This is a genomic window from Exiguobacterium sp. SRB7LM, assembly GCF_015712685.1.
Classification (GTDB): Bacteria; Bacillota; Bacilli; order Exiguobacteriales; family Exiguobacteriaceae; genus Exiguobacterium; species Exiguobacterium profundum.
Genome location: NZ_VWVR01000006.1, coordinates 1,362,719 through 1,386,483, shown reverse-complemented (window position 1 = coordinate 1,386,483; position 23,765 = coordinate 1,362,719). Strand labels below are relative to the sequence as shown.

At 50.6% G+C, this 23,765-nt stretch carries 20 protein-coding genes; 17 read left to right on the top strand and 3 right to left on the bottom strand.

Annotated features, from left to right (window positions below):
• The first annotated feature begins 97 nt into the window (after nt 1-97).
• The 5 genes from ftsE (at nt 98) to F3H97_RS07870 (ending at nt 5,707) form a co-directional block, all read left to right on the top strand.
• Complete coding sequence (gene ftsE, locus F3H97_RS07890; RefSeq protein WP_047795074.1) at nt 98-784, top strand: cell division ATP-binding protein FtsE; 687 nt, start codon at nt 98-100, stop codon at nt 782-784.
• Nucleotides 774-1,676 carry a permease-like cell division protein FtsX gene (ftsX, locus tag F3H97_RS07885; RefSeq protein WP_031422854.1) on the top strand — a complete coding sequence of 301 codons (903 nt, stop codon included), beginning with the start codon at nt 774-776 and terminating at the stop codon, nt 1,674-1,676. The genes ftsE and ftsX overlap by 11 nt, the downstream gene beginning before the upstream one ends.
• A 23-nt stretch (nt 1,677-1,699) precedes the next feature.
• Nucleotides 1,700-3,019 carry a murein hydrolase activator EnvC family protein gene (locus F3H97_RS07880; RefSeq protein WP_196430999.1) on the top strand — a complete coding sequence of 440 codons (1,320 nt, stop codon included), beginning with the start codon at nt 1,700-1,702 and terminating at the stop codon, nt 3,017-3,019.
• A gap of 101 nt (nt 3,020-3,120) precedes the next feature.
• On the top strand, nt 3,121-4,524 hold the full coding sequence (locus tag F3H97_RS07875; protein ID WP_196430998.1) for a S41 family peptidase: 1,404 nt from the start codon (nt 3,121-3,123) through the stop codon (nt 4,522-4,524).
• A gap of 28 nt (nt 4,525-4,552) precedes the next feature.
• The gene (locus tag F3H97_RS07870) at nt 4,553-5,707 is read left to right on the top strand and encodes a PDZ domain-containing protein (protein ID WP_370568559.1); all 1,155 of its coding nucleotides are present in this window, start codon (nt 4,553-4,555) and stop codon (nt 5,705-5,707) included.
• 65 nt (nt 5,708-5,772) lie between these two features.
• On the opposite strand, the gene glpK is transcribed toward F3H97_RS07870, so the two are convergent.
• Entirely contained in the window at nt 5,773-7,290 is a 1,518-nt protein-coding gene (gene glpK / locus F3H97_RS07865; RefSeq protein WP_196430997.1) for a glycerol kinase GlpK, read from the bottom strand.
• Nucleotides 7,291-7,318: 28 nt separating this feature from the next.
• Nucleotides 7,319-8,026: an MIP/aquaporin family protein gene (locus F3H97_RS07860; RefSeq protein WP_047795079.1), complete on the bottom strand. Its 708-nt coding sequence runs from the start codon at nt 8,024-8,026 to the stop codon at nt 7,319-7,321.
• A gap of 462 nt (nt 8,027-8,488) precedes the next feature.
• Here F3H97_RS07860 and uvrB point away from each other — a divergent pair, with 462 nt between their 5' ends.
• From uvrB to F3H97_RS07845, 3 genes are all read left to right on the top strand, one after another.
• The gene (gene uvrB / locus F3H97_RS07855; RefSeq protein ID WP_047795080.1) at nt 8,489-10,459 is read left to right on the top strand and encodes an excinuclease ABC subunit UvrB; all 1,971 of its coding nucleotides are present in this window, start codon (nt 8,489-8,491) and stop codon (nt 10,457-10,459) included.
• Entirely contained in the window at nt 10,460-13,333 is a 2,874-nt protein-coding gene (gene uvrA / locus F3H97_RS07850; RefSeq protein WP_196430996.1) for an excinuclease ABC subunit UvrA, read from the top strand.
• A 65-nt stretch (nt 13,334-13,398) separates the two neighbouring features.
• Complete coding sequence (locus tag F3H97_RS07845; protein ID WP_012726931.1) at nt 13,399-14,568, top strand: DUF4097 family beta strand repeat-containing protein; 1,170 nt, start codon at nt 13,399-13,401, stop codon at nt 14,566-14,568.
• Nucleotides 14,569-14,604: 36 nt separating this feature from the next.
• On the opposite strand, the gene F3H97_RS07840 is transcribed toward F3H97_RS07845, so the two are convergent.
• Nucleotides 14,605-14,961 (bottom strand): hypothetical protein, encoded by a 357-nt coding sequence (locus tag F3H97_RS07840; RefSeq protein WP_012726930.1) that lies wholly within the window; start codon nt 14,959-14,961, stop codon nt 14,605-14,607.
• Nucleotides 14,962-15,109: 148 nt separating this feature from the next.
• Between F3H97_RS07840 and hprK the strand changes: the two genes are divergently transcribed.
• From hprK to whiA, 9 genes are all read left to right on the top strand, one after another.
• Entirely contained in the window at nt 15,110-16,045 is a 936-nt protein-coding gene (gene hprK / locus F3H97_RS07835; RefSeq protein WP_012726929.1) for an HPr(Ser) kinase/phosphatase, read from the top strand.
• Nucleotides 16,046-16,047: 2 nt separating this feature from the next.
• Nucleotides 16,048-16,866 carry a prolipoprotein diacylglyceryl transferase gene (gene lgt, locus F3H97_RS07830; protein ID WP_074036274.1) on the top strand — a complete coding sequence of 273 codons (819 nt, stop codon included), beginning with the start codon at nt 16,048-16,050 and terminating at the stop codon, nt 16,864-16,866.
• A complete protein-coding gene (ppaX, locus tag F3H97_RS07825; RefSeq protein ID WP_196430995.1) occupies nt 16,866-17,516 on the top strand; it encodes a pyrophosphatase PpaX in 651 nt (216 codons plus the stop codon). Before lgt ends, ppaX begins: the two co-directional genes overlap by 1 nt.
• Nucleotides 17,509-17,991: an acyltransferase gene (locus F3H97_RS07820; protein WP_074036278.1), complete on the top strand. Its 483-nt coding sequence runs from the start codon at nt 17,509-17,511 to the stop codon at nt 17,989-17,991. The genes ppaX and F3H97_RS07820 overlap by 8 nt, the downstream gene beginning before the upstream one ends.
• 294 nt (nt 17,992-18,285) lie before the next feature.
• Nucleotides 18,286-19,758 carry a tetratricopeptide repeat protein gene (locus tag F3H97_RS07815; RefSeq protein ID WP_196430994.1) on the top strand — a complete coding sequence of 491 codons (1,473 nt, stop codon included), beginning with the start codon at nt 18,286-18,288 and terminating at the stop codon, nt 19,756-19,758.
• Between the two features lie 68 nt (nt 19,759-19,826).
• Nucleotides 19,827-20,780 carry a thioredoxin-disulfide reductase gene (gene trxB / locus F3H97_RS07810; RefSeq protein ID WP_074036283.1) on the top strand — a complete coding sequence of 318 codons (954 nt, stop codon included), beginning with the start codon at nt 19,827-19,829 and terminating at the stop codon, nt 20,778-20,780.
• A gap of 120 nt (nt 20,781-20,900) precedes the next feature.
• Nucleotides 20,901-21,773 (top strand): RNase adapter RapZ, encoded by an 873-nt coding sequence (gene rapZ / locus F3H97_RS07805; RefSeq protein WP_031422867.1) that lies wholly within the window; start codon nt 20,901-20,903, stop codon nt 21,771-21,773.
• A gap of 1 nt (nt 21,774) precedes the next feature.
• Nucleotides 21,775-22,770 (top strand): gluconeogenesis factor YvcK family protein, encoded by a 996-nt coding sequence (locus F3H97_RS07800; protein WP_074036285.1) that lies wholly within the window; start codon nt 21,775-21,777, stop codon nt 22,768-22,770.
• 34 nt (nt 22,771-22,804) lie between these two features.
• Entirely contained in the window at nt 22,805-23,758 is a 954-nt protein-coding gene (gene whiA, locus F3H97_RS07795; RefSeq protein WP_012726921.1) for a DNA-binding protein WhiA, read from the top strand.
• Nucleotides 23,759-23,765 lie beyond the last annotated feature (7 nt).

Here is a 23,765-nt window from a genome sequence, read left to right as displayed (position 1 = left end):
AAAAAAGACTCTAGGCGAAATATACAGTAACTAAAACAATTGATTCAAATTCGTCATAGATGCTTAAAAATAATTTAAAAAGGGTAGGGAATACGTTATGATCTCGATGCAAAAAGTCAGTAAAGTATATCCGAACGGCGTCGTCGCCATGGATGACCTCGATCTAGAGATTCGCGACGGCGAGTTCCTTTATGTCGTCGGGCCTTCCGGTGCCGGAAAGTCGACGTTCATGAAGATGATTTATCGTGAGGAGAAGCCGACAGCCGGTCAATTGTTGATTGACGGACTCGATGTCGGGAAAATTAAAGACCGACACGTACCGAAGCTACGCCGTCAACTCGGCGTTATCTTCCAAGACTTCAAATTGTTGCCGTCACTTACGGTATATGAGAACGTAGCGTTCGCATTAGAAGTTGTAGGAGCGGACACGTCTTCGATTCGGAAACAAGTCATGGATGTGTTGAACCTTGTCGGATTGAAGAACAAGGCGCGCAACTATCCGGACGAACTATCAGGTGGAGAACAACAACGTGTCTCGATTGCTCGCGCAATCGTCAATAAGCCAAAATTGATCATCGCCGATGAGCCGACAGGGAACTTAGACCCGGAAACAGCATGGGGCATCATGGAAGTGTTTGAAGAGATTCACCGCCGCGGAGCGACAATCGTCATGGCAACACACAACCGTGACATCGTCGATAAGATTCGTCACCGCGTCATCGCGATTGAGAACGGGAAAGTCGTGCGCGATGAAGAGAAAGGGGCATATGGCTATGATATTTAAGACTGGATTGCGCCATTTGCGTGAAGGGTTCAAAGGAACACTTCGGAATGGATGGATGTCGTTCGCGGCGATTAGTGCCGTGACTATTACGCTGCTACTTGTCGGTGTATTCGCACTCGTCATGTTCAACATCAATGAAATTTCAGATAACGTCGAAAATGATGTCGAGATTCAAGTGTTCATCACTCGTACAGCGGATGAGAACTCGGTTGAGAAACTCGGAGAGAACATTGAACAGGTGCCGGGCGTCTCGACGGTCACGTTCAGTTCAAAAGAAGATGAGCTAGCGAAGTTCCAAGACCAGCTCGGCGATGATGCGGCTGCATACGGAACGGTCGAAAAAGACAACCCGCTCCACGCCCGCTATATCGTCAAAGCACAAGACCCGACAGAACTAGAGGAAGTGGCCAAATCGGTCGGTTCACTCGATAATGTGGACGATGTGAAATACGGAAAAGACTACATCGATAAAATGTTTGCCTTCTTCAACGGGATTCGCATCGGCGGACTCGCGTTGATTGTCGGTTTGACATTGATGGCGATGTTCTTGATCTCAAATACGATTAAAATGACAATCTTCTCGCGTCGTCGTGAGATTGAAATCATGCGACTCGTCGGAGCGAAAAACAGCTTTATCCGCTGGCCGTTCTTTATCGAAGGATTGCTCCTCGGAATGCTTGGGGCTCTCGTCCCGATTCTTGTCATTTATTTCGGATATGACGTTGCATATAGTGCTTTACAACCATCGCTTGATCAATTGAATAGTGATATATTTAAGTTGATTGATCCATCGACGCTAACAGTCCAAGTATCGCTTGTTTTACTTGCACTCGGTGCGTTCATCGGAATCTGGGGATCGACGACATCGCTCGGTCGTTTCTTGAAAATCTAACTTAAATAAGGAGGAGTTGGCGGATGAAACGTTCGCTTGCGCTAGGGTTGTGTGTATCGTTACTTGCCATGCCGGTCATGGCGACAGAGAAAGACACGTTGAAAGCTCGACAAGATCGACTGTCCAACGAGTTGGAGGAGTCGAAAAAAGCGCAGGCCGAGACGGATGCCGAACTCGAGATCACCGAGGCAGAGCGTGATGCCGTGAAGACGGAAATACACGTCGTCGACGACCGATTGAATGAATTGAGCGAACAAATCGCCATTCAGCAGCATGAGGTCGATACAGCCCGGGCAGAACTCGAGTCGACCCGCCAACAACTTTCCGTTCAGGAAGAATACTTGGAAAGCCAGAAGGAACTCGTGAACGAGCGCCTTCGCGTTTTGCAAGTACATGAAGACACTTCCTATTTACAAGTCATTTTTGAGTCCCGTTCCTTCGGCGACTTCGTGACACGGGCTATGACGGCCCGCACGATCGCTGAACAGGACCGGGAGCTCATACATAATTATATGAGTGAGATGGAACGTTTGGAGTCGCTCGAGTCGACACAACGTACCCAGCTCTCTTTCATCAAGCAAAAAGAGCGTGAGCTCGTCATCACCAAGCAAGACCTTGACCGGACGGCCGAGAAAAAACGTGACCTGTTGGTTGAACTGAACGAACAAGTAGAGCAGCTCGAGCTCGAAAAGATGACGCGCAGTGAAGAGCAGGCGGTCATGGCTGAACAGAACCGCATCATCAGTGAACAACTCGAGGCGATCGCGACTGCTGAACGAGAAGCCGCAGAGGCGGCGGAACGTGCCAAACGTAAAGCTGAGGCGCGTGCCGCTGAAGAGCGAGCAGAAGCGGAAGCCCGTGAGTCGGAGGTCGAGGAGGCACCAGAAGTGACCGCACCAACCGAAACACCGACGAATGTGTCCACGTCCACGGAATTCGTTCGTCCTGTGTCCGGTTATGTGTCTAGTCCGTTCGGTCCACGAGACAACCCGTTGACAGGTGTGCCGGAGATTCACAAGGGCATTGACCTCGTCAATGCGTCTGGGACACCAATTGTGTCAAGCGCACCAGGTGTCGTCATCAAGGCGGCACCGGCGACCGGGTATGGAAATGTCGTCTTCGTTTCGCATGTCATCAACGGTGAGATTTGGACGACCGTCTATGCCCATTTAAATGCGATCACAGTCGAAGCCGGTCAACAAGTGGCGGCGGGACAGACGGTCGGAACGCTTGGCAATACCGGCTGGTCGACCGGACCCCATCTTCATTTTGAGTTACACCGAGGGAAATGGGCACCGGGACAGCCGAACGCGATTGACCCGGCCCCGTATATTGGATACTGACAGAAGCGGACGCGTCCCAAATATGTGGAACGCGTCCGCTTTTCCTCTAGTTTTTGCTATACTAATGAAAAGACTTACAAAGAGAAATGAGGGACCAACCCGTGAAAAATTCAACCGCAGGACTACTCGCTGGCACAACGTTCGTGGCTGGGGCCGGTGCAGGCCTTGCGACGATGGCGTTTACAGACACATCGCTTCCCATTCAAACGAATGCGGAAGGCTGGGATAAAGTCGACCAAGTACGTGATTTGATTGAAGAACATTCGTTACAGGACATCTCAGAAGACGATTTATTGACCGGTGCGCTCGACGGGATGACCGCAGCGCTGAACGACCCGTATTCGGATTTCTTGGATGCGGAAGAAACGTCACAATTTACGGACTCGATTGAATCGAGTTTTGAAGGAATCGGCGCGACTTTGGAGAAGAAAGGAGAGGACATCTTAATTGTCGCTCCGATCAAAGGCGCTCCGGCCGAAGAGGCGGGACTTCGTCCTGGTGACATCATCACAGCGGTCGACGGGGAGTCGATTGAAGGGATGGATGTACAGGAGGCCGTCCAATTGATTCGAGGAGAAAAAGGGACGACCGTCACATTGACGATTCGCCGTGGGAGTCAGACGGCGGACTACGAGATCACACGTGACACGATTCCAATCGAGACGGTCTTCTCTGAAGTGAAAGAGAAAGACGGCAAAAAGATTGGGTATCTCCAAGTCACCCAATTCTCAGAACCGACGGCTGATGAATTCCTCGAACAACTCGAGCAACTCGAGTCAGAAGAAATCGATAGCTTGATTATCGATGTTCGTGGAAATCCGGGAGGGCTCTTGCCTGCCGTCATCGAGATGTCGGAAGGGTTCGTCCCGACATCAAAACCGGTCGTCCAAATCGAGAATGCGGACGGTGACCGCGATGCACAAAACGGTCGCGCCCGTGAAGCGAAACCGTATGACCTGTTTGTCTTGACGGATGAGGGTTCTGCCTCGGCATCTGAGATTTTGACTGGTGCGATGAAGGAAGGAGCAGGCGCGACCATCATCGGGACGAAGACGTTCGGAAAAGGTGTCGTCCAGACGGCGTTCGACTTAGAGGACGGCAGTAACTTGAAATTGACGACGAGCAAATGGCTCACACCGGACGGAAATTGGATTAACAAGAAGGGCATCGAGCCGGACATTGAAGTGGAGCAACCGGACTTCTTCAACGTGACCCGTGTCCTGACAGAAGAAGAGTCGCTCCAAGTCGGAGATTACGGTGATGCCGTCTCGAACTTGCATAAAATTTTATCTGGAATTGGCTATGAGCCAGGCGGTCAGCCGGGATATTACGGGGACACGATGGCGAACGCCGTGAAAGCATTCCAGACAGACAATGGTCTCGAGGCTTCTGGAACTGTCGATGAAGAGACAGCCTCTGCACTCGAAGCGAAGTTGCTCGAAGCGATTCAAGATGAGGCGAATGACGCCCAATTGAATCGTGCGCTTGAAGAAGCCGCAAAATAACGTTATATGAAAGAAAGGGTTGGACCGCGTGGAAGTTGTACGAATGGGTGTTACGGCTTTATTGACGTTGTTAGGTAGTCCGCTGTTTTGGGTGACACTCGTCGCCCTTACATACATATCGCTGACACGGGTCAAGCGAGAACGGGCCATGTTCCGTTCGAGACGTCGCTCGCCGAAGTCGGAATGGGGACATTTCATCTGGCCGAGTCTTCTGTTAGCGGTCCTCTCATCGGCCGTGACGATTTTACTCGAGACGACCATCACGTTTGAGTGGGCCGTCTCGTTCACGATTCTCTATACGCTCGTCGTCTTGACGATGCATCCGCGATTCTTTAATCCGGTGCTGCCTCTTCTCGTGTTGTTCGGGGTCGTCTTGTTACGCGATGTTGTCGCATATGGGGCGCTTCGTGATTGGGTAGCAGCACTCGCTCAGGTCGATTGGACGGTCTATGCGCTCACATTCGGCCTCGTCACCCTTGCGGAAGCGATTCTCTTACGCTGGAACGGACCAAAAGAGACATCCCCGACCTTGATCTTGTCGAAACGGGGGCAGTTTATCGGAGGGCATGTCGTCAAACGGATTTGGTTTTTCCCGCTCGTCGTCTTCGTGCCACCGATGTTCGGTCTCGACTGGCCGATGGTGCCCATCATTCTTCCGATTCCCATCGGGGTCAGTTTATTGTCGACCGGCGCCTTACCAGGAACGCTTCTCGCACGATTGAGCAATTATCGTGCCGTACTCGCTGTGATCGCCCTCGGTCTATTCGGCCTCTCATATGCGTTTGAGATCCCATATGTCGACTATGTAATCTTGACGCTATTCGTCCTCTATGAGCTCGGCTTACAATGGATCAAACGCGAGAATCGGGGAACGACACCCGTTTTCATCAATGGAAACCGTGGGGCGGTCATCGTCGACACGCTACCGAACTCACCTGGGGAGACGATGCAGCTCATCCCTGGTGAATCGATCTATAAAGTCAACGGGACGGTCATCACAGGAGGGCATAGTTTTTATGAGGCGCTCCAGCAACATAAGCCGTACATCAAGCTGGAAGTATTGAATCTGAACGGGGATATCCGATTCGTTCAACGAGCGATGTATGAGACCGATCCACATGAGCTCGGAATTTTGTTCGTTGGGGAACCGACGAGCCCGAGAGTTCGCTTACGTAAACTGTAAGAGTATCCGTCATGGGTACTCTTTTTTGCATACAAAAAGGACACCCGTGAGGATGTCCTTTCGTCTTATACATCAAGTTTTGAAGGCTTGAATGCCATTGTGGCTTCGACAGCGTGTTGCCATCCTTTGTAGAGGGATTCGCGATGAGACTCGTCCATGTTTGGATCGAACTTCTTGTCGAGTTTCCACTGTTCTTTGACTTCGGCTTGGTCTTTCCAGAATCCAACGGCGAGACCTGCCAAGTAGGCGGCACCGAGTGCAGTCGTTTCACTCACTTCAGGACGCTCGACCGGGACGTTGAGAATGTCCGATTGGAACTGCATGAGGAAGTTGTTACTGACGGCCCCACCGTCGACGCGAAGCGTCTTCAAGTTGATGCCTGAGTCATTCTCCATAGACGTGAGGACGTCACGTGTCTGGTAAGCGAGTGACTCGATTGTCGCCCGGACCATCTGTTCTTTCTCTGTCCCACGTGTGAGACCGAAGATGGCACCACGGACATCAGAGTTCCAATACGGTGCACCGAGACCGACGAAGGCAGGAACGACGTAGACACCGTCAGTTGATTCGATCCGTGTCGCATACTGTTCCGAGTCTTTCGCTGATTTCAACATCCGCAATCCGTCACGGAGCCACTGGATCGCCGAACCGGCGACGAAGATCGAACCTTCAAGCGCGTATTCTACTTTCCCGTTATAGCCCCAAGCGATTGTCGTCAAGAGACCGTGATCAGATTTGACGGCTTCTTCTCCCGTGTTCATGAGCATGAAACAACCTGTTCCATACGTGTTTTTCGCCTCACCTTTTTCGAAGCACGTTTGTCCGAACAAGGCGGCCTGTTGGTCACCTGCAGCTCCGGCAATCGGGACTTCGAATCCGAAGAAGTGGTATGGAATCGTGTTCGCATAGACTTCACTTGACGGTTTGACTTCAGGAAGCATTGATTTAGGCACTGTCAAGATGTCGAGTAACTCGTCATCCCACTTTTGCTCGTAGATGTTGTACATGAGTGTACGCGATGCGTTCGAGTAATCGGTTACGTGTGCTTTTCCACCAGAGAGTTTCCAAATGAGCCACGTGTCGATTGTCCCGAAGAGGAGTTCGCCGTTCTCAGCTTTTTCACGTGCACCCTCGACGTTGTCAAGAATCCATTTGACTTTCGTTCCTGAGAAGTAGGCATCGATGAGGAGACCTGTTTTGTTGCGGACCATATCGGAATGACCGGCTGCTTTCAGCTCTTCACAGATGTCGGCGGTTTGACGGGATTGCCAGACAACGGCGTTATAGACAGGGCGTCCTGTTTCCTTCTCCCAAACGACAGCTGTTTCACGTTGGTTTGTGATCCCGATTCCAGCAATCTCATTCGGGTCGATATCAGCAGAACCGAACGCTTCCGCCATAACGGCGAGAACAGAGCCCCAAATCTCATTGGCGTTGTGCTCGACCCAGCCTGGTTTTGGGAAGTATTGTTTGAATTCGCGCTGTGCGACTGTGACAATTTTTCCATCATGATCAAAGATGATTGCCCGTGAACTTGTCGTTCCTTGGTCCAATGCTAAAATATAACGTTTTTCTTTCGCCATATGTGATTTCCTCCTTCAAAATTATGTGTTAAGGGACGAGAATACCGTAGATGAGTGCGGCAATAATCGCACCGATAATCGGACCGACGACCGGGATCCATGAATAACCCCAATCTGAAGATCCTTTTCCTTTAATTGGAAGGAATGCGTGTGCGATACGTGGCCCAAGGTCACGTGCCGGGTTGATCGCATATCCCGTCGTACCACCGAGCGAAAGACCAATCGATACAATCAAGAAACCAACGATGAGTGGATTGAGTCCGTCTGCGAATGTGTTTGCCCCGAATGACAACAATGCAAAGACAAGGACGAATGTTCCGATAATCTCACCAATCAAGTTGTACGGCGTGCTTCGAATACCTGGAGCTGTCGAGAACGTCGCCAGTTTTAAACCAGGATCGTCTGTCGCATCATAGTGCGGCTTGTAGTGGACATAAACCAAACATGCCCCGATGATGGCTCCAATAAACTGAGCGAGGATATAAAGTGGGACATCAGCCCATGGGAATTCGCCTGCTGTCGCGAGACCAATCGTGACGGCAGGGTTGATGTGAGCGCCTCCGTAAATTCCGGCTGCGTAGACCCCGACCATAACGGCAAGACCCCAACCCATTGTGATGACAATCCAGCCAGAGTTTTCCGCTTTGGAATGGCGGAGGACGACGCCGGCGACGACACCGTTACCGAGCAGAATCAATAGCATCGTACCAATAATTTCACTGACAAATGCTGACATGTGATACTCCCCTTTCTCCCTTATGCAATTTGACTTACCACTTCATTATATGCCCAAAATGTAAGCGTTTTAAAACAGTGTTTTAAAAAAATCCTACTTTTTTCCTACAAATGTTCACATTTACAGCTGTAAACTTCACAAAAGAGTTAAGAAGCAGAGCGAAACGTTCACGAAGTGGATGTTTTTTTCGGATATTTCAAGCATTCCAATTTACTAGGGAGATAGTCCAATCTGAAAAGTGTAATGCTTTATGCCACAAAAGTGATTCTGTTGAAATCTTGATGTGATGATTTGGATGGAACAAGATGTTTCTTTTGAGACAGTAAAGGAAAAAGAAATGAACAATGGATTGAATGAAAAAAAGAAATAAAATGAATTAACCTACAAGCTAATAAGCGAATATTTGTTCGTGTCTATGGTATAATCAAGACACTTATGAAATGAGAAGGTGAGGAGTATCTTATGGAATCGATTCCGTTTGCATTACAATCTGAATTTCAACCAGGAGGCGACCAGCCTGAAGCGATTCGACAGCTTGTCGAAGGTGTAAATCGAGGTGACCGGTATCAGACGCTCCTCGGTGCAACGGGTACGGGTAAAACGTTTACCGTCTCGAACGTCATTCAAGAAGTAAAGAAGCCGACACTCGTCCTCGCCCATAACAAGACGCTCGCCGGTCAGCTCTACTCGGAGTTCAAAGAGTTCTTCCCGAACAACGCGGTCGAGTACTTCGTCAGTTACTATGACTACTATCAACCGGAAGCGTACGTGCCGTCGACGGATACGTTCATTGAGAAGGATGCTTCAATCAATGATGAAATCGATAAGCTGCGTCACTCAGCGACGTCGGCTCTCTTTGAGCGCGATGACGTCATCATCGTCGCATCTGTCTCCTGTATTTATGGTCTCGGTAACCCTGAAGAATATCGGAGCCTCGTCTTGAGCCTTCGCGTCGGGAAAGAGATGGGACGTGACGAGATGTTACGTAAACTCATCGACATTCAATATGAACGAAACGATATCGATTTCCAGCGTGGACGTTTCCGTGTCCGCGGGGACGTCGTCGAGATCTTCCCAGCATCGCGTGACGAACACTGCATGCGCATCGAGTTCTTCGGAGACGAGATCGACCGCATCCGTGAGATGGATCCGTTGACGGGTGAAATCATCGCAGACCGTGATCACGTCGCCATCTTCCCGGCATCCCACTTCGTCACACGCGACGAAAAATTGCAAAAGGCAATCGTCAACATCGAAGCGGAACTTGAGGAACAACTTGAGAAGTTCCGCGAAGAAGGGAAGCTCTTAGAAGCGCAACGACTCGAGCAACGAACGCATTACGATTTGGAAATGATGCGTGAGATGGGGTATTGTTCAGGAATCGAGAACTATTCGCGACACTTGAACTTGATGCCTGAAGGTTCAACCCCGTACACGTTAATCGATTACTTCCCGGAAGATTTCTTACTCGTCGCCGATGAGTCGCACGTGACGCTCCCGCAAGTACGCGGGATGTATAACGGTGATCAGGCACGGAAACAAGTGCTCGTCGACCATGGCTTCCGTCTCCCTTCGGCGAAGGATAACCGTCCGCTCAAGTTCGATGAGTTCGAGAAGAAAGTCTCACAAGCGATTTTCATCTCGGCGACACCAGGTCCGTACGAACTCGAACATACGCCGAACATGATTGAGCAGATCATCCGTCCGACCGGGTTACTTGATCCGACAATCGAGATTCATCCGATCAAAGGTCAGATTGACTACTTGATGGATCAGATTCGCGAACGCATCAAGCGCGACGAGCGCGTGCTCGTGACGACGCTCACGAAGAAGATGGCAGAGGACCTATCCGATTACTTACGCGAAGCGGGAATCAAGGTCAACTATATGCACTCCGAAATCAAGACGCTCGAGCGAATCGAAATCATTCGTGACCTTCGTCTCGGTAAATATGACGTGCTCGTCGGAATCAACTTGTTGCGGGAGGGTCTCGATATTCCAGAGGTCAGTCTCGTGACGATTCTCGATGCCGATAAGGAAGGATTCCTTCGTTCCGATCGTTCGCTCATCCAGACGATTGGACGAGCGGCGCGTAACGCGAACGGACATGTCATCCTGTTCGCGGACAAGATGACCGACTCGATGGCGCGTGCCATCGAAGAGACGGATCGTCGTCGGTCGATTCAACAGGCTTATAATGAAGAACATGGCATCACCCCGCAGACGATTCGAAAAGACGTCCGAGGGGTCATTCGGGCAACGGTCGAGGCGGAAGAGGAAGCACTCGAATCGCTCAGTACGATGAAGCCGGCCGAACGCGAGGCGGCGATTGCCAAGTTGGAAGAAGAAATGAAGCAAGCGGCACGCGATCTCCAGTTCGAACGCGCGGCCGAATTGCGTGACTTAATCTTGGAGTTGAAGGTAGGGAATTAAATGGCTGAAAAGAAAAATGCGATTGTCATCAAAGGGGCACGCGTCAACAATTTAAAAAATATTGACATCGATATCCCACGTGACCAGCTCGTCGTCTTGACGGGCTTGTCCGGCTCCGGGAAATCGTCACTTGCGTTCGATACGATTTATGCGGAAGGGCAGCGTCGGTACGTCGAGAGCTTATCCGCCTATGCCCGTCAGTTCCTTGGACAGATGGATAAGCCAGACGTCGATACGATTGAAGGACTTAGCCCGGCCATCTCGATTGACCAGAAGACGACGAGTCGTAACCCGCGTTCGACGGTCGGAACGGTGACCGAGATTTATGATTACCTTCGTCTATTGTTTGCAAGAATCGGGAAACCGGTCTGTCCGAACCACGGCATCGAGATCTCGAGTCAAACGATTTCGCAGATGGTCGACCAGGTGATGGAGTTGCCGGAGCAGACACGACTCCAGATTTTGGCGCCAATCGTGTCGGGTCGGAAAGGGACGCACGTGAAAGTATTCGACTCGTTAAAGAAAGAGGGATTCGTCCGTGTCCGTGTCAATGGTGAAACGATTGAATTGACGGATGAGATTGAGCTCGATAAAAACAAGAAGCATTCGATTGAAGTCGTCGTCGACCGCCTCGTCGTCCGACCTGACGTCGAAGGGCGCCTCGCCGACTCACTCGAGACGGCATTACGTCTTGCGGACGGCCGTGTCATTATCGATAAGATGGATGGCACCGAGCTCCTCTTCAGTGAGCATCACGCCTGTCCGATCTGCGGGTTCTCCATCGGCGAACTCGAACCTCGGATGTTCTCATTCAACTCGCCATTCGGTGCATGTCCGACGTGTGATGGTCTTGGGACGAAACTAGACGTCGACCCAGAACTCGTCATCCCGGACCCGTCGAAGACGTTGAAAGAGGGGGCGATTGCCGCATGGCAACCGACAAGTTCCCAGTACTATCCACAACTTTTGGCTGCGATGTGCCAGCATTTCAACATCGACATGGACGTGCCGTTCGAGCGCCTATCAAAACGTGATCAGGACCTCGTCTTGAACGGATCTTCGGAGGAATCGTTCCTCTTCCGCTACGAGAACGACTTCGGTCAAGTGCGGACGAATACCATTTTCTTTGAAGGGGTGCTCCGTAACATCGAGCGCCGTTACCGGGAGACAACATCCGACTATATCCGTGAGCAGATGGAAATGTACATGGCGACACATGCGTGTCCGACATGTCACGGCTATCGCTTGAAAGAAGAGTCGCTCGCCGTCAAAATCACGGGTCAGCACGTCGGGCAAGTGACGGAGAAATCGGTCGTGAACGCACTCGCGTTCTTTGAAGGACTCAACGAGCAGTTGAGCGAGAAAGAGATCGCCATCGCCCGTCTCATCCTCCAAGAGATTCGGGAACGACTCAGTTTTTTGAATAACGTCGGTCTCGACTACTTGACGCTCTCTCGTGCCGCTGGAACACTCTCGGGTGGGGAGGCGCAGCGGATTCGTCTCGCGACACAAATTGGGTCTCGTCTCACGGGTGTCTTGTATGTCCTTGACGAACCATCCATCGGTCTTCATCAACGTGATAACGACCGGTTGATTTCGACCCTCAAACAGATGCGGGACATCGGCAACACGCTCATCGTCGTCGAGCATGACGAGGACACGATGATGGAAGCCGACTACTTGATCGATATCGGACCAGGCGCAGGAGAACATGGCGGACAGGTCATTGCGGCCGGGACGCCGAAACAACTGATGAAAAATAAAAACTCGCTCACCGGTCAATATCTTGCCGGGAAGAAGTTCATCCCACTTCCGGCTGAACGGAAGATGCCAGACGAACGTTTCTTAAAGATCGTCAAAGCAGAAGAGAACAACCTAAAAGACGTCGACGTTTCCATTCCACTCGGGATGTTCGTTGCCGTAACAGGGGTCTCGGGATCGGGTAAATCGACCCTCATCAACGAGATTCTCTACAAATCGCTCGCGCACAATATGAACCGGGCCAAAGCGAAGCCAGGCAAGCACAAGAAGATTGAAGGACTTGAGCATATCGATAAGGTCATCGATATCGACCAATCCCCGATTGGACGGACCCCTCGTTCGAACCCGGCCACGTATACGGGTGTCTTTGATGATATTCGTGACGTCTTCGCCTCGACGAATGAAGCGAAGATGCGCGGCTACAAGAAGGGACGTTTCAGTTTCAACGTTAAAGGCGGGCGCTGTGAAGCATGTCGTGGGGATGGGATCATCAAAATCGAGATGCACTTCCTTCCTGACGTCTACGTTCCGTGTGAGGTCTGTCACGGGAAACGCTATAATCGTGAAACGCTCGAAGTGAAGTACAAAGGGAAGACGATCGCAGACGTCCTTGATATGACGATTGAGGAAGGACTCGAATTCTTTGACAAGATTCCGAAAATCAAGCGGAAGATTCAAACGATTTATGATGTCGGTCTTGGCTATATGAAACTCGGTCAGCCGGCGACGGAACTTTCGGGTGGGGAAGCCCAGCGTGTCAAACTCGCTTCGGAACTTCATAAACGGTCGACCGGGAAAACGATTTATATTCTGGACGAACCGACGACCGGTCTTCACGTCGACGACATCGCGCGCTTGTTGAAAGTGTTGCAACGTCTTGTCGAGAACGGGGACACGGTGCTTGTCATCGAGCATAACCTCGATGTCATCAAGTCGGCCGATTATTTGATTGACCTCGGACCAGAGGGTGGAGATGGTGGCGGACTCATCGTCGCAACGGGGACACCAGAAGAAGTCGCGGAAGTGTCAGGCTCGTATACCGGTAAGTATTTGAAGCCGGTTCTCGAACGAGATGCAGCCCGAGTGAAACCGAAAGCAGGAAAAAAGAAATAAGTATAGAAATGATGAGAAACGGGAAGGTAATTGACGTGCAACCAAATTGAAGGGGGAAAACGAACGTGAAACAAGAAATGCGTGAACTGATTCTCCAGCAAGTGAAGGAAGGCAAGATGACGATCGAGGAGGCGATGACGCAACTCGAACGTCTCGAGCGACTTGAACCGGAACAGGTTCAAGCGCTTGAAGAGCGACAGGATACAGAAAAGGTCGATGCCTATTCGGTTGAATCGCTCACAACGAAACTGACATCTGCAGTGGAAGGGCTCGTGACGAAACTTCGCGACAGCGACTTTTCATTCAGCTCGAACTTTGGTCCGGAAGTGACGTATTCGAAGTCGTTCCCGTTCACAGGTAGTGATATCTCGCTCGACCTGTTCAACGCGTCGGCGACGATTGTTTCGTCTGATGCCGAAGATTGTGAACTGATTGTCACGGGTCGTCCGCTTCGCCAACAAGACGCGGATAAGGCGCTCGAACAGTTACAGTCTGCGGTTAAGCACTCTGTCATTGGTGATCGTCTCGTCGTTTCGCTCCGTGACAAACTCGTCCGGGCACACGTGGAACTGTACGTCCCGCACCACCATTTCAACCATCTTCTTGTTCAAACGTTGAACGGTGAAGTCCGTGCCGATGGTCTCGATGTCGAGAACGTTCGTGTGCAAACCGCAAACGGGCGTGTCGTGCTCCATGACGTGCATGCATCCGAACTATTACTGAACACTGGTAATGGGACGGTCGAGGTCGAAGGTGTCGAAGCGGAACTCGTTCACGTTCGGACCGGAAACGGTGCCGTCATCGTCGGTGGGAAGTATGATAAAGCCTCCCTCAAGACCGGGAACGGAAACATCCGCGCGGAACTGGCGACAGCTCGTCCTGCGAAATTTGAACTCGCGTCACTCGCCGGGAACATTCGACTCGTGTTACCACACGGCGTCGAGGTCGAAGGGGAGCTCGAGACAAACTTCGGTGGTCTGCATTGCTTGCTTGATGAGCTCGAAATCATCCGTGACCGCAAGGACGTCGCACAGCGTCGTCTGGAATTCTTATCGGGTCGCGGTCAAACCCCTCGTATCGAAGTCGAGGCGGGGACGCGTACCGGTACAATCGATTTGGAGCACGGTTCGGTCTATACGCCATCCACATTCCTCGATGAAGATAAAGTGGAACCGGCTGACCCGGTCGATCCTGTCGACCCGGGCGATTTGAACAATCCGTTCCATCAACAATAAGAAAATCCCGAAGGCTCAGCCTTCGGGATTTTTTGATTATAGATTCATTTCGTACTCCATCTGTTGCCAATCCATCATCTGTGTATCAAACAGAGTGAAGGCGCTGATAGCAAACACGATGAAGAGGACCGGTCCGGCAATCAAGAGAATGATTCCAAGAAGGCGCATCGACTTCGAGCGATTCCAATAGAAGATGATGGCGACAATCATGGAGATGAGCGCTCCGGACAAGAAGAATCCGATGATGTTCAAGATGAACAATAGCAAGATCGTCTCATTTTTCGTCGCGGCATATTCTTTCCACATATCGATTAACGATTTGATGATGTAAACGAGGGACCCAATTCCAATCACTAGCGCAAATAAGATGACAATTCCAAATAAACCTTCCATTATTCCACCTCCTAGTTAGCCTATACCCTACATACGAACGGTGTAATAGGATGGTTTCAACAATTTTTTGACACGTTCTTCATCACTTCCCTAGCCCGTCTTAGAAAGAGCTATGATACAATAATGAGCGTGAAAGGGGCAGATACTGATGCAAAATATCGTACGTACCGCTCAAGTTGTTGAGCGTTTTAAACTTCAAGTTATTGCGGGAGAGGAAGGACTTCATCGACCGGTCGCAACACCCGACCTGAGTCGACCGGGTCTCGTCCTTGCTGGCTATTATACGCACTATGCCAAAAACCGCCTGCAAGTGCTTGGGAAGACGGAGTTGACATTCTATGCGAGCCTCTCGGAAGAGAAGCGTCGTGAACGAGCTAAAATCTTGTGTACGGAACAGACGCCAGGAATTTTAATCACGCGTGGCTTCGATATTCCAAAAGAAATCGAAGAAGAGGCGGAAGCAGCAAACGTTCCTCTCATGCGGACGAATGCGGTGACGACATCGATTGAATCACAAATTACGAACTTCCTAGAGATGGAACTAGCACCGATGACGGCGATGCACGGTGTGCTCGTCGATATTTACGGTGTTGGTGTCCTCATCAAGGGCCAGAGTGGTGTCGGGAAATCTGAGACGGCACTTGAACTCGTCAAACGGGGGCACCGCCTCGTTGCCGATGATTCAGTCGAGATTCGTCAAACGGGGGACCAGCTCCTCGTCGGATCAGCACCGAAGCTCATTCGTCACCTGCTCGAGATTCGTGGAATTGGCATCATCGACGTCATGACGTTGTTCGGTGCGGGTGCGGTTCGGTCGCATAAAAAGATCAGTCTCATCGTCAACTTGGAGAACTGGGACGCGGGCAAAGTATACGACCGTGTCGGACTCGACCACAATACGATGAAAATCATCGACAGTGAAGTTCCACTCTTGACCATCCCCGTTCGACCTGGTCGAAACTTGGCAGTCATCATCGAGGTCGCAGCGATGAACTATCGTCTGCAAAATATGGGAATCAATACGGCTGAAGAGTTCGCGGAACGTCTCGCGAACGCGATTCAGGATACTGAAGGAGACTTGTGAGCATGGTAGAACCGACATTTGATCGTGTGGCGTTTGAGATTGGCTCTTTGCCAATCTATTGGTACGGCATGATTATCGCCTTCGGGGCGATGCTTGGTCTCGTCCTCGCCTTATACGAAGCAAAACGTATCAATTATGATTCGGAACGACTCGTGGATGTCGTCATCTGGTCGATTCCGATCAGCATCGTCTTCGCGCGCATTTATTACGTGACGTTCCAATGGGATTATTATTCAGAGAACCTCGGACAAATCATCGACATTCGTCAAGGTGGGATTGCCATTCATGGAGCCATCTTCGGTGCTCTCCTTGTCGTCATCGTCTATTGTATGCGAAAGTCGATGTCGTTCTGGAAAGTGACGGACATCTTGGCGCCATCGCTTCTTCTTGGACAAGCCATTGGGCGTTGGGGAAACTTTATGAACCAAGAGGCACATGGTGGCGAGACGACGCGTAGTTTCTTGCAAGATACGCTCATGCTACCAGACTGGATAGTCAATCAGATGTACATTGATGGGACTTATTATATCCCGACCTTCTTATATGAAAGTGTATGGAATATCATCGGGGTCATCCTTCTCGTCGCGTGGCGCATGATTGGCAATCCACGACGTGGGTATATCTTCTTGTCATACCTCGTCTGGTACTCAATCGGTCGCTTCTATATCGAGGGACTTCGTACGGACAGTCTCATGTCCGGAGATTTGCGTGCGGCGCAAATGGTGTCAATCGCCTTGATCCTCTTCGGTATCGTCACGATGATTCTTCGTCGCAAGGCGAAACGTTACAACGACCCATCAGAGAAAGGATTGTTTGATTAATGGATACGCTCTTATTTGATTTAGACGGTACATTACTCGATACGAACCCACTCATTATCGCGAGTTTCCGCCATACGTTCGACTATTATTTCCCGGAACATACGTATCGGGATGAAGACATTTATCGATTCATCGGACCGACGCTCGAAAAATCGTTCCGTGAACTCAACGAGCCGGAATGGAAAGAGATGCAAGCCTTCTACCGAAGCTTCAACATCGCCATGCATGACCAACTCGTCGCAGAGTACCCAGGAGTCATCGAGGGGTTATATCGCCTTCATGCGAAAGGATACAAGATGGGCATCGTCACGTCGAAAGGTCGTCCAGTCGTCGAGCGCGGTCTTCGATTGTTCAACATCGACCACTTATTTGACGTCGTCGTGACAGCGGATGATGTCGAGAACGAAAAACCTCACGCTGAACCGGTCGAGCGTGCACTACAAGCACTCGACTCGTCACCAGAACGCGCCGTCATGGTCGGAGACAACGACACGGATATCTTCAGCGGGAAAAATGCCGGAACGAAGACGGTCGCTGTCGGCTGGGCCCTCAAAGGGCGTCCATTCCTCGAATCGCTCGAACCGGACATCATCATCGACTCGATGGAACATTTCGAGGCGTGGCTAGACGAGGTCAGTATTCATGCGTAAGACGACACGATATCACATCGAGGGACCGAATCCGCTTTGGCAAATGTATCAGACGATTCGCTTTCTGCGTGTCTTCAAAAACACGACGGTCGTTCTGGTCGGTCGTTACTTTCCGTCGGTGAAGGCAAAGCGTTGGCTTTACCAGACGTTCCTCGGGATGAATATCGGAGAATATAGTGCCCTTGCTCTCATGGTCACACCGGACGTCATGTTCCCGGAACGTATCACGATTGGTCGCAATACGGTCATCGGATTCAATTCGACGATCCTCTGTCATGAGTATCTCGTAGACGAGTATCGGATCGGGGACGTCATCATCGGTGATGGCGTATTGATCGGTGCGAACGTTACCATCCTGCCGGGGGTGACCATCGGGGACGGTGCCGTCATCGGCGCGGGCGCGGTCGTGCACCGTGACGTCTTACCAGGAGAGCGGGTCATCGGTTCAAAGCTTCAATCGTTGACACATATTTGACACAATTTTTCGCAAAATGTTTTCATGAGTATTTTGTTCATACAGAATCAATAATACTTGAGCGGTATCACTTTTTTTTAAAGAGATGCCGCTTTTTCATGGATAAATGTACAGAAATGAAGCTATCATATTTTCGTTCAAAAACAATTTTTGAACCTAGTAAAAAATATTCATTATAGAGGGAATATAGTCGCAATTTTTTTTAACTTTTTCAGTTGCCCTCGCTGTTCGAGTGCGGTATTCTTATCCCTGCAACTAAAAAAAGATTTAGAGATGATGTGGAGGATTTAGAATATGGAAGCGAACTATGAAGCAGTAATGACGCTACCCGAACCAGAATCTCCGCTCGCTGCGGAGCTCCACTACTATAGAGGTCGTCGTGCGTTACGTGAAGGTCGCCTGGATGAAGCGACTTTTTTCATGGCTGAAGCGACAGCGGCAGCCACGCATCGCGTCGACTATCATAAACAGTACGCAGAACTGTTATTTGAAGTAGGGGAGGTCTACCACGCCAATGACGTGTGGAAACGAGTACTAGAGCTCGATGAGACCGCAACAGAGGCACTGTATCACTTAGCAAGCAACTGTGCCTATGTCTCTCAATATGAGGAAGCGGCGCACTATGCATCCGAATATCTCGCCCGTGACACGAAAGGTCACTTCACGGAAGCCGTGCAATCCCTTCTTGAACTGATCGAACTCGAACAAGAGCTAGAGGACGAGGAAGAAGACGAATTGATCACGTGGCATACGGAAGCGCAGCGTCAAATCGATAAAGGACGATTGTTTGCGGCAAAGGCGACACTCGAGCGTCTCATCGGTCAATATCCATCGTTTTGGCCAGCATACAACAATCTGTCGGTCGTCAGTTTTTACCTTGGTGATGACCAAGCGGCATTCCGGACGCTCGAATACGTGCTCGACCAAAATCCAGGCAACTTGCATGCAATCTTGAACACGATTCTCTTGCTCCATGAAGCGGGTCAATCGGAAGTGGCCCTGCAGTTGTCGACACCGCTCACACGTGTCCGTCCACTCCAATTTGACTTACGTTATAAATTGGCGACGACACTCGCGCTTGTCGGACATTACGACCGTGCATATGAAGAACTGCGTCTATTGAAAGACCGCGGATTCCGTGGGGACCCATTGTTTGGGCATTGGCTCAGCGTGTCTGCCTATAAGACAGGACGACTTGAAGAGGCAGCCACCTACTTGAACAATGAAGAGATGAAACAGTTTGAAGAGAAACAAAGCTTCGACATCCGAGAAAACCTCGAATTTCGTTCGGCACTCGTCCAAGGATTGCGTCAAGAGAGCGACTTGGCTCGAATCGAGATTATCCGAATCATCGCCAACTTAAAAGATGACGAAGCGTTCGAAGCGCTTGCGCTCACGAATGCGGTGACGGAAAACGAGACGGTCCGTGCGTTCGCAGAGATGTGTCGTGCCGACCTTTGTCAGCAACCGTTCAAAGGAGACGTCCGGATCAAGCGTGCGTTTGATGCGCTCGTCTTGGCTGAAGCACATGTATCAGAAGCGGAACGGATGAGCCTAGAGGGCGACTTCTATGAACGTTTCGCGACGCTTCTGTTGTCTGATGAATCATTCATGGACGTAACGGCATCGGCCGCTGCGCTCGTCTGGATGTTTTATACGAAACGGGACGCATTGATTCTCGAAGATTGTGCGGACGCCTTCCATCTCTCGGTCGACACGTTGACAGAGACGGTTCGTTCGTTCAAACGGACACTCGAACAAGCATAAAGATAGACGATACCCTTACAGGTTTCTTATACTAAAGGCAATCAATTTCTTGCAGAGGTGGAATCAACATGACAGAAGAAAAAATTTATGACGTCATTATCATCGGTGCCGGTCCTGCCGGAATGACCGCTGCGCTATATGCTTCACGTGCGAACCTTTCAACACTTATGATTGAACGTGGGATTCCAGGTGGTCAGATGGCCAACACGGAAGACATCGAGAACTATCCGGGCTATGACAGCATCCTTGGTCCTGACTTGTCTCAAAAAATGTTCGACCATTCGAAAGCGTTCGGTGCGGAGTATGCATATGGGGACGTGCAAAGCATCTCGGATGAAACACAATATAAAATCGTGCATGCGCACAACCGTGACTATAAAGCACGTGCAATCATCCTCGCCTCTGGTGCTCAGTATAAGAAAATCGGCGTACCGGGAGAAGAAGAACTCGGTGGCCGTGGCGTATCGTACTGTGCGGTATGTGACGGAGCCTTCTTCAAAGGGAAAGATTTGTTCGTCATCGGCGGTGGCGACTCGGCTGTTGAAGAAGGTGTCTTCTTGACACGCTTTGCGAACAAAGTGACGATCGTTCACCGTCGTGATGAGCTTCGCGCTCAGAAGATTCTTCAAAAACGTGCGTTCGACAATGAGAAAATCGATTTCATTTGGAACCACACATTGAAAGAAATCACAGAGAAAGACGGGAAAGTCGGTGGAGCTCGTCTCGTCAGCACAGTTGACGGGACAGAGACAGACCACGAGATTGACGGCGTCTTCATCTATATCGGGATGAACCCGATCACAGGATTCGTTCAAGACCTCGGCATCACGAACGAACAAGGTTACATCGTCACGAACGAGGCGATGGAAACGAACATCCCAGGGATTTTCGCGGCCGGTGACGTCCGTGAGAAAACGCTCCGTCAAGTCGTCACAGCGACGAACGACGGGTCGATTGCCGCTCAGAATGCTCAACACTTCATCGAGGGGCTCCTCGAATCGTTGCAAGAACAAAACGCATGATTCAAGAAGGTAGGACTGCGGGGAACCGCGGTCCTTCTCTTTTTTTCGGACGTTCGTTATACTAGATGGAGAGAGCTACACACACGGCTCGGTTGTCAATTTTAAGGGGGCGTCAGCGAGATGGAAGACTTTAAGGGATTAGAAGAATTGATCATCATCAGTGGGATGAGCGGGGCTGGGAAGTCGGTCGCCATGAATAGTTTCGAGGACCTCGGCTATTTTTGTGTCGACAACTTGCCACCGGTGCTCTTGCCACAATTGATTGATGTCATCAGCTCGGTCCGACCGAAAATCGCGGTCGCCATCGATACACGGACACGAGACTTTATCGATAGCTTATTCATCGTCATCGACGATTTGGAAAAAAAGAATGTGCATCCGCACCTGTTGTATTTAGAGACGCGGGACGACGTGCTCGTTCGCCGTTATAAAGAGACGCGACGGTCTCATCCGCTCGCACCGGAAGATGCGCCACTTGTCGGCATCAAGATGGAGCGCGAACTGTTAGAAGGGTTCCGTGATCGGGCTCACACGCTGTATGATACGAGTGAATTGAAGCCTCAGATGTTGAAGGACCGCATCCTCCAACAGTTCAACGAAGAACGGATCCCGTTCACAGTCAACTTCATGTCATTCGGTTTCAAACATGGGGTTCCGCTCGATATCGACTTGTTGTTCGATGTTCGCTTCATCACGAACCCATTCTATATCCCTGAGCTCCGTCCACTCACGGGTCAGACGACAGAAGTACAGGAATACGTCATGTCTCACCCGGAGGCACGAGCATTTTATAAAAAGTTGATCGACATGCTCGAGTTCCTTCTCCCGCAATATAAACGGGAAGGCAAGACGCAAGTCGTCGTGGCGTTCGGTTGCACCGGTGGGAAGCATCGGTCGATTACCTTCGCTGAGAAAGTGTCGGAGCACTTTGCTGAACGTTATAACGTGAAGACGGTCCACCGAGACCTCGCTCACGCGACGAAGGAGAAGTGACATGAGACGAGATCGGAAAGTAGTCGCTATCGGGGGAGGGACAGGATTGTCCACTCTCGTTCGTGGGTTGAAACATTATCCACTCGATATCACGGCAATCGTCACGGTCGGGGACGACGGGGGGAGCTCGGGACGTCTTCGTGACGAGTTTCATATGTTGCCTCCGGGCGATATCCGTAATGTCATCTTGGCATTGTCGGAAGTCGAACCGTTAATGGATAAGATTTTACAATACCGCTTCGATACGGGATTTGGTTTAGAAGGGCATTCCCTTGGAAACTTGATGCTCACGGCGGCGACCCACATCTGCGAAGGCTCGTTTGTCAAAGCGATCGATGTCATGTCGCAGCTCTTGAACGCACAAGGAAAAGTATTGCCGGTGACTGAGACGCTCATGACCCTCGCAGCCGAGTTTGAGGACGGCACCATCGTCCAAGGGGAATCCAAGATCCCCCTTCATGAGCAACCGATCAAACGGATGTTTTTACTCGAAGAAGGCATTGAACCGGCCCCGGGCGTCGTCGAGGCGATTGAAGAGGCAGATGTCATCGTGCTCGGTCCAGGGAGTCTCTATACGAGTATCATCCCGAACTTGCTTATCCCAGCTGTACGGGAAGCCATCATCCGCTCGAAAGTCCCGGTCGTCTATATCTGTAACGTGATGACGCAACCAGGTGAGACGAAAGGCTATGACGCGATGAAACACTTGAAAGTCATCGAGTCGTACCTTGGGAAGGCATCGATTGACACGATTGTCGTCAACAACGAACCGATTGAAGAAGAGTATTTGGAGCGTTACCGTGAGGATGGATCGGAAGAAGTCCGTTTCGATCGGAAGAAGCTCCGGAACTATGGCACGAACGTTCTCGCTGGGGACATCGTCGACTATAATCGGGAGTATATCCGTCATGATTCCGACGCCATCGCCGGACTCGTCATGCAGCGGGTACTCCGCATCAAGAAGCCGCGCTCATTTCAAGAATTGGAACTGAAATAAAGATTGTTGGAAAGATAGAAAGGAGGGGGACTCGATGAGCTTTGCATCAGATGTGAAGAAAGAATTGACACAACTCGAAGTGACCGACGCGGAAGCGAAAGCGGAACTGTCGGCACTCGTTCGGATGAATGGGGTCATCTCGCTCGCCCTTGGACGAGGTATGACCTTAGATGTCTCGACGGAGAACGCCTCGATCGCCCGACGGATTTACTCGTTGATGAAACGCCTTTACGACCATCCGTTAGACTTGTTCGTACGGAAGAAAATGCGTTTGAAAAAGAACAACGTCTACATCGTCCGAGTGTCACAGCATGCGGAGACGATGCTTCGGGATCTTGAGATCCTCGGAGAAAATTACGAGATGATTCGGACACTGAACTCGGATATGACGGGGGACGAGAACTTAGCGCGCGCTTACTTGCGTGGCGCCTTCCTCGCAGGCGGGTCAATCAACCATCCGAAAACGTCCTCGTACCACCTCGAAATCTATAGCTTGTACGAAAATCATAACCAGGCACTACGTGATTTGGCGAACCGATTTGAGTTGAATGCGAAGACGCTCGAACGGAAAAAAGGGCATATCCTGTATATGAAAGAAAGTGAAAAGATTTCGGACTTCCTCAAGTTGATCGGGGCGACCCGGGGTATGTTGGAGTTCGAAGACGCACGAATCATCAAAGATATGCGAAACTCCGTCAACCGTCTCGTCAACTGTGAGACGGCCAACTTGAACAAGACGGTCGGTGCGGCATTGCGCCAAGTCGAGAACATCAAGTTCTTGGAGCGGACGGTCGGACTCGACGTCTTACCGAAAAAATTGCGGGAAATCGCCGAACTGCGCGTCACGCATCAAGACGTCTCGTTACAAGAGCTCGGGGAGATGCTCGAGTCCGGTCCGATCTCGAAGTCAGGAATCAACCATAGACTTCGTAAAATTGACCAGATTGCCGAGCGCGTGCGCAGCGGCGATGAGATCGCATCCTCGTGATGCGGTT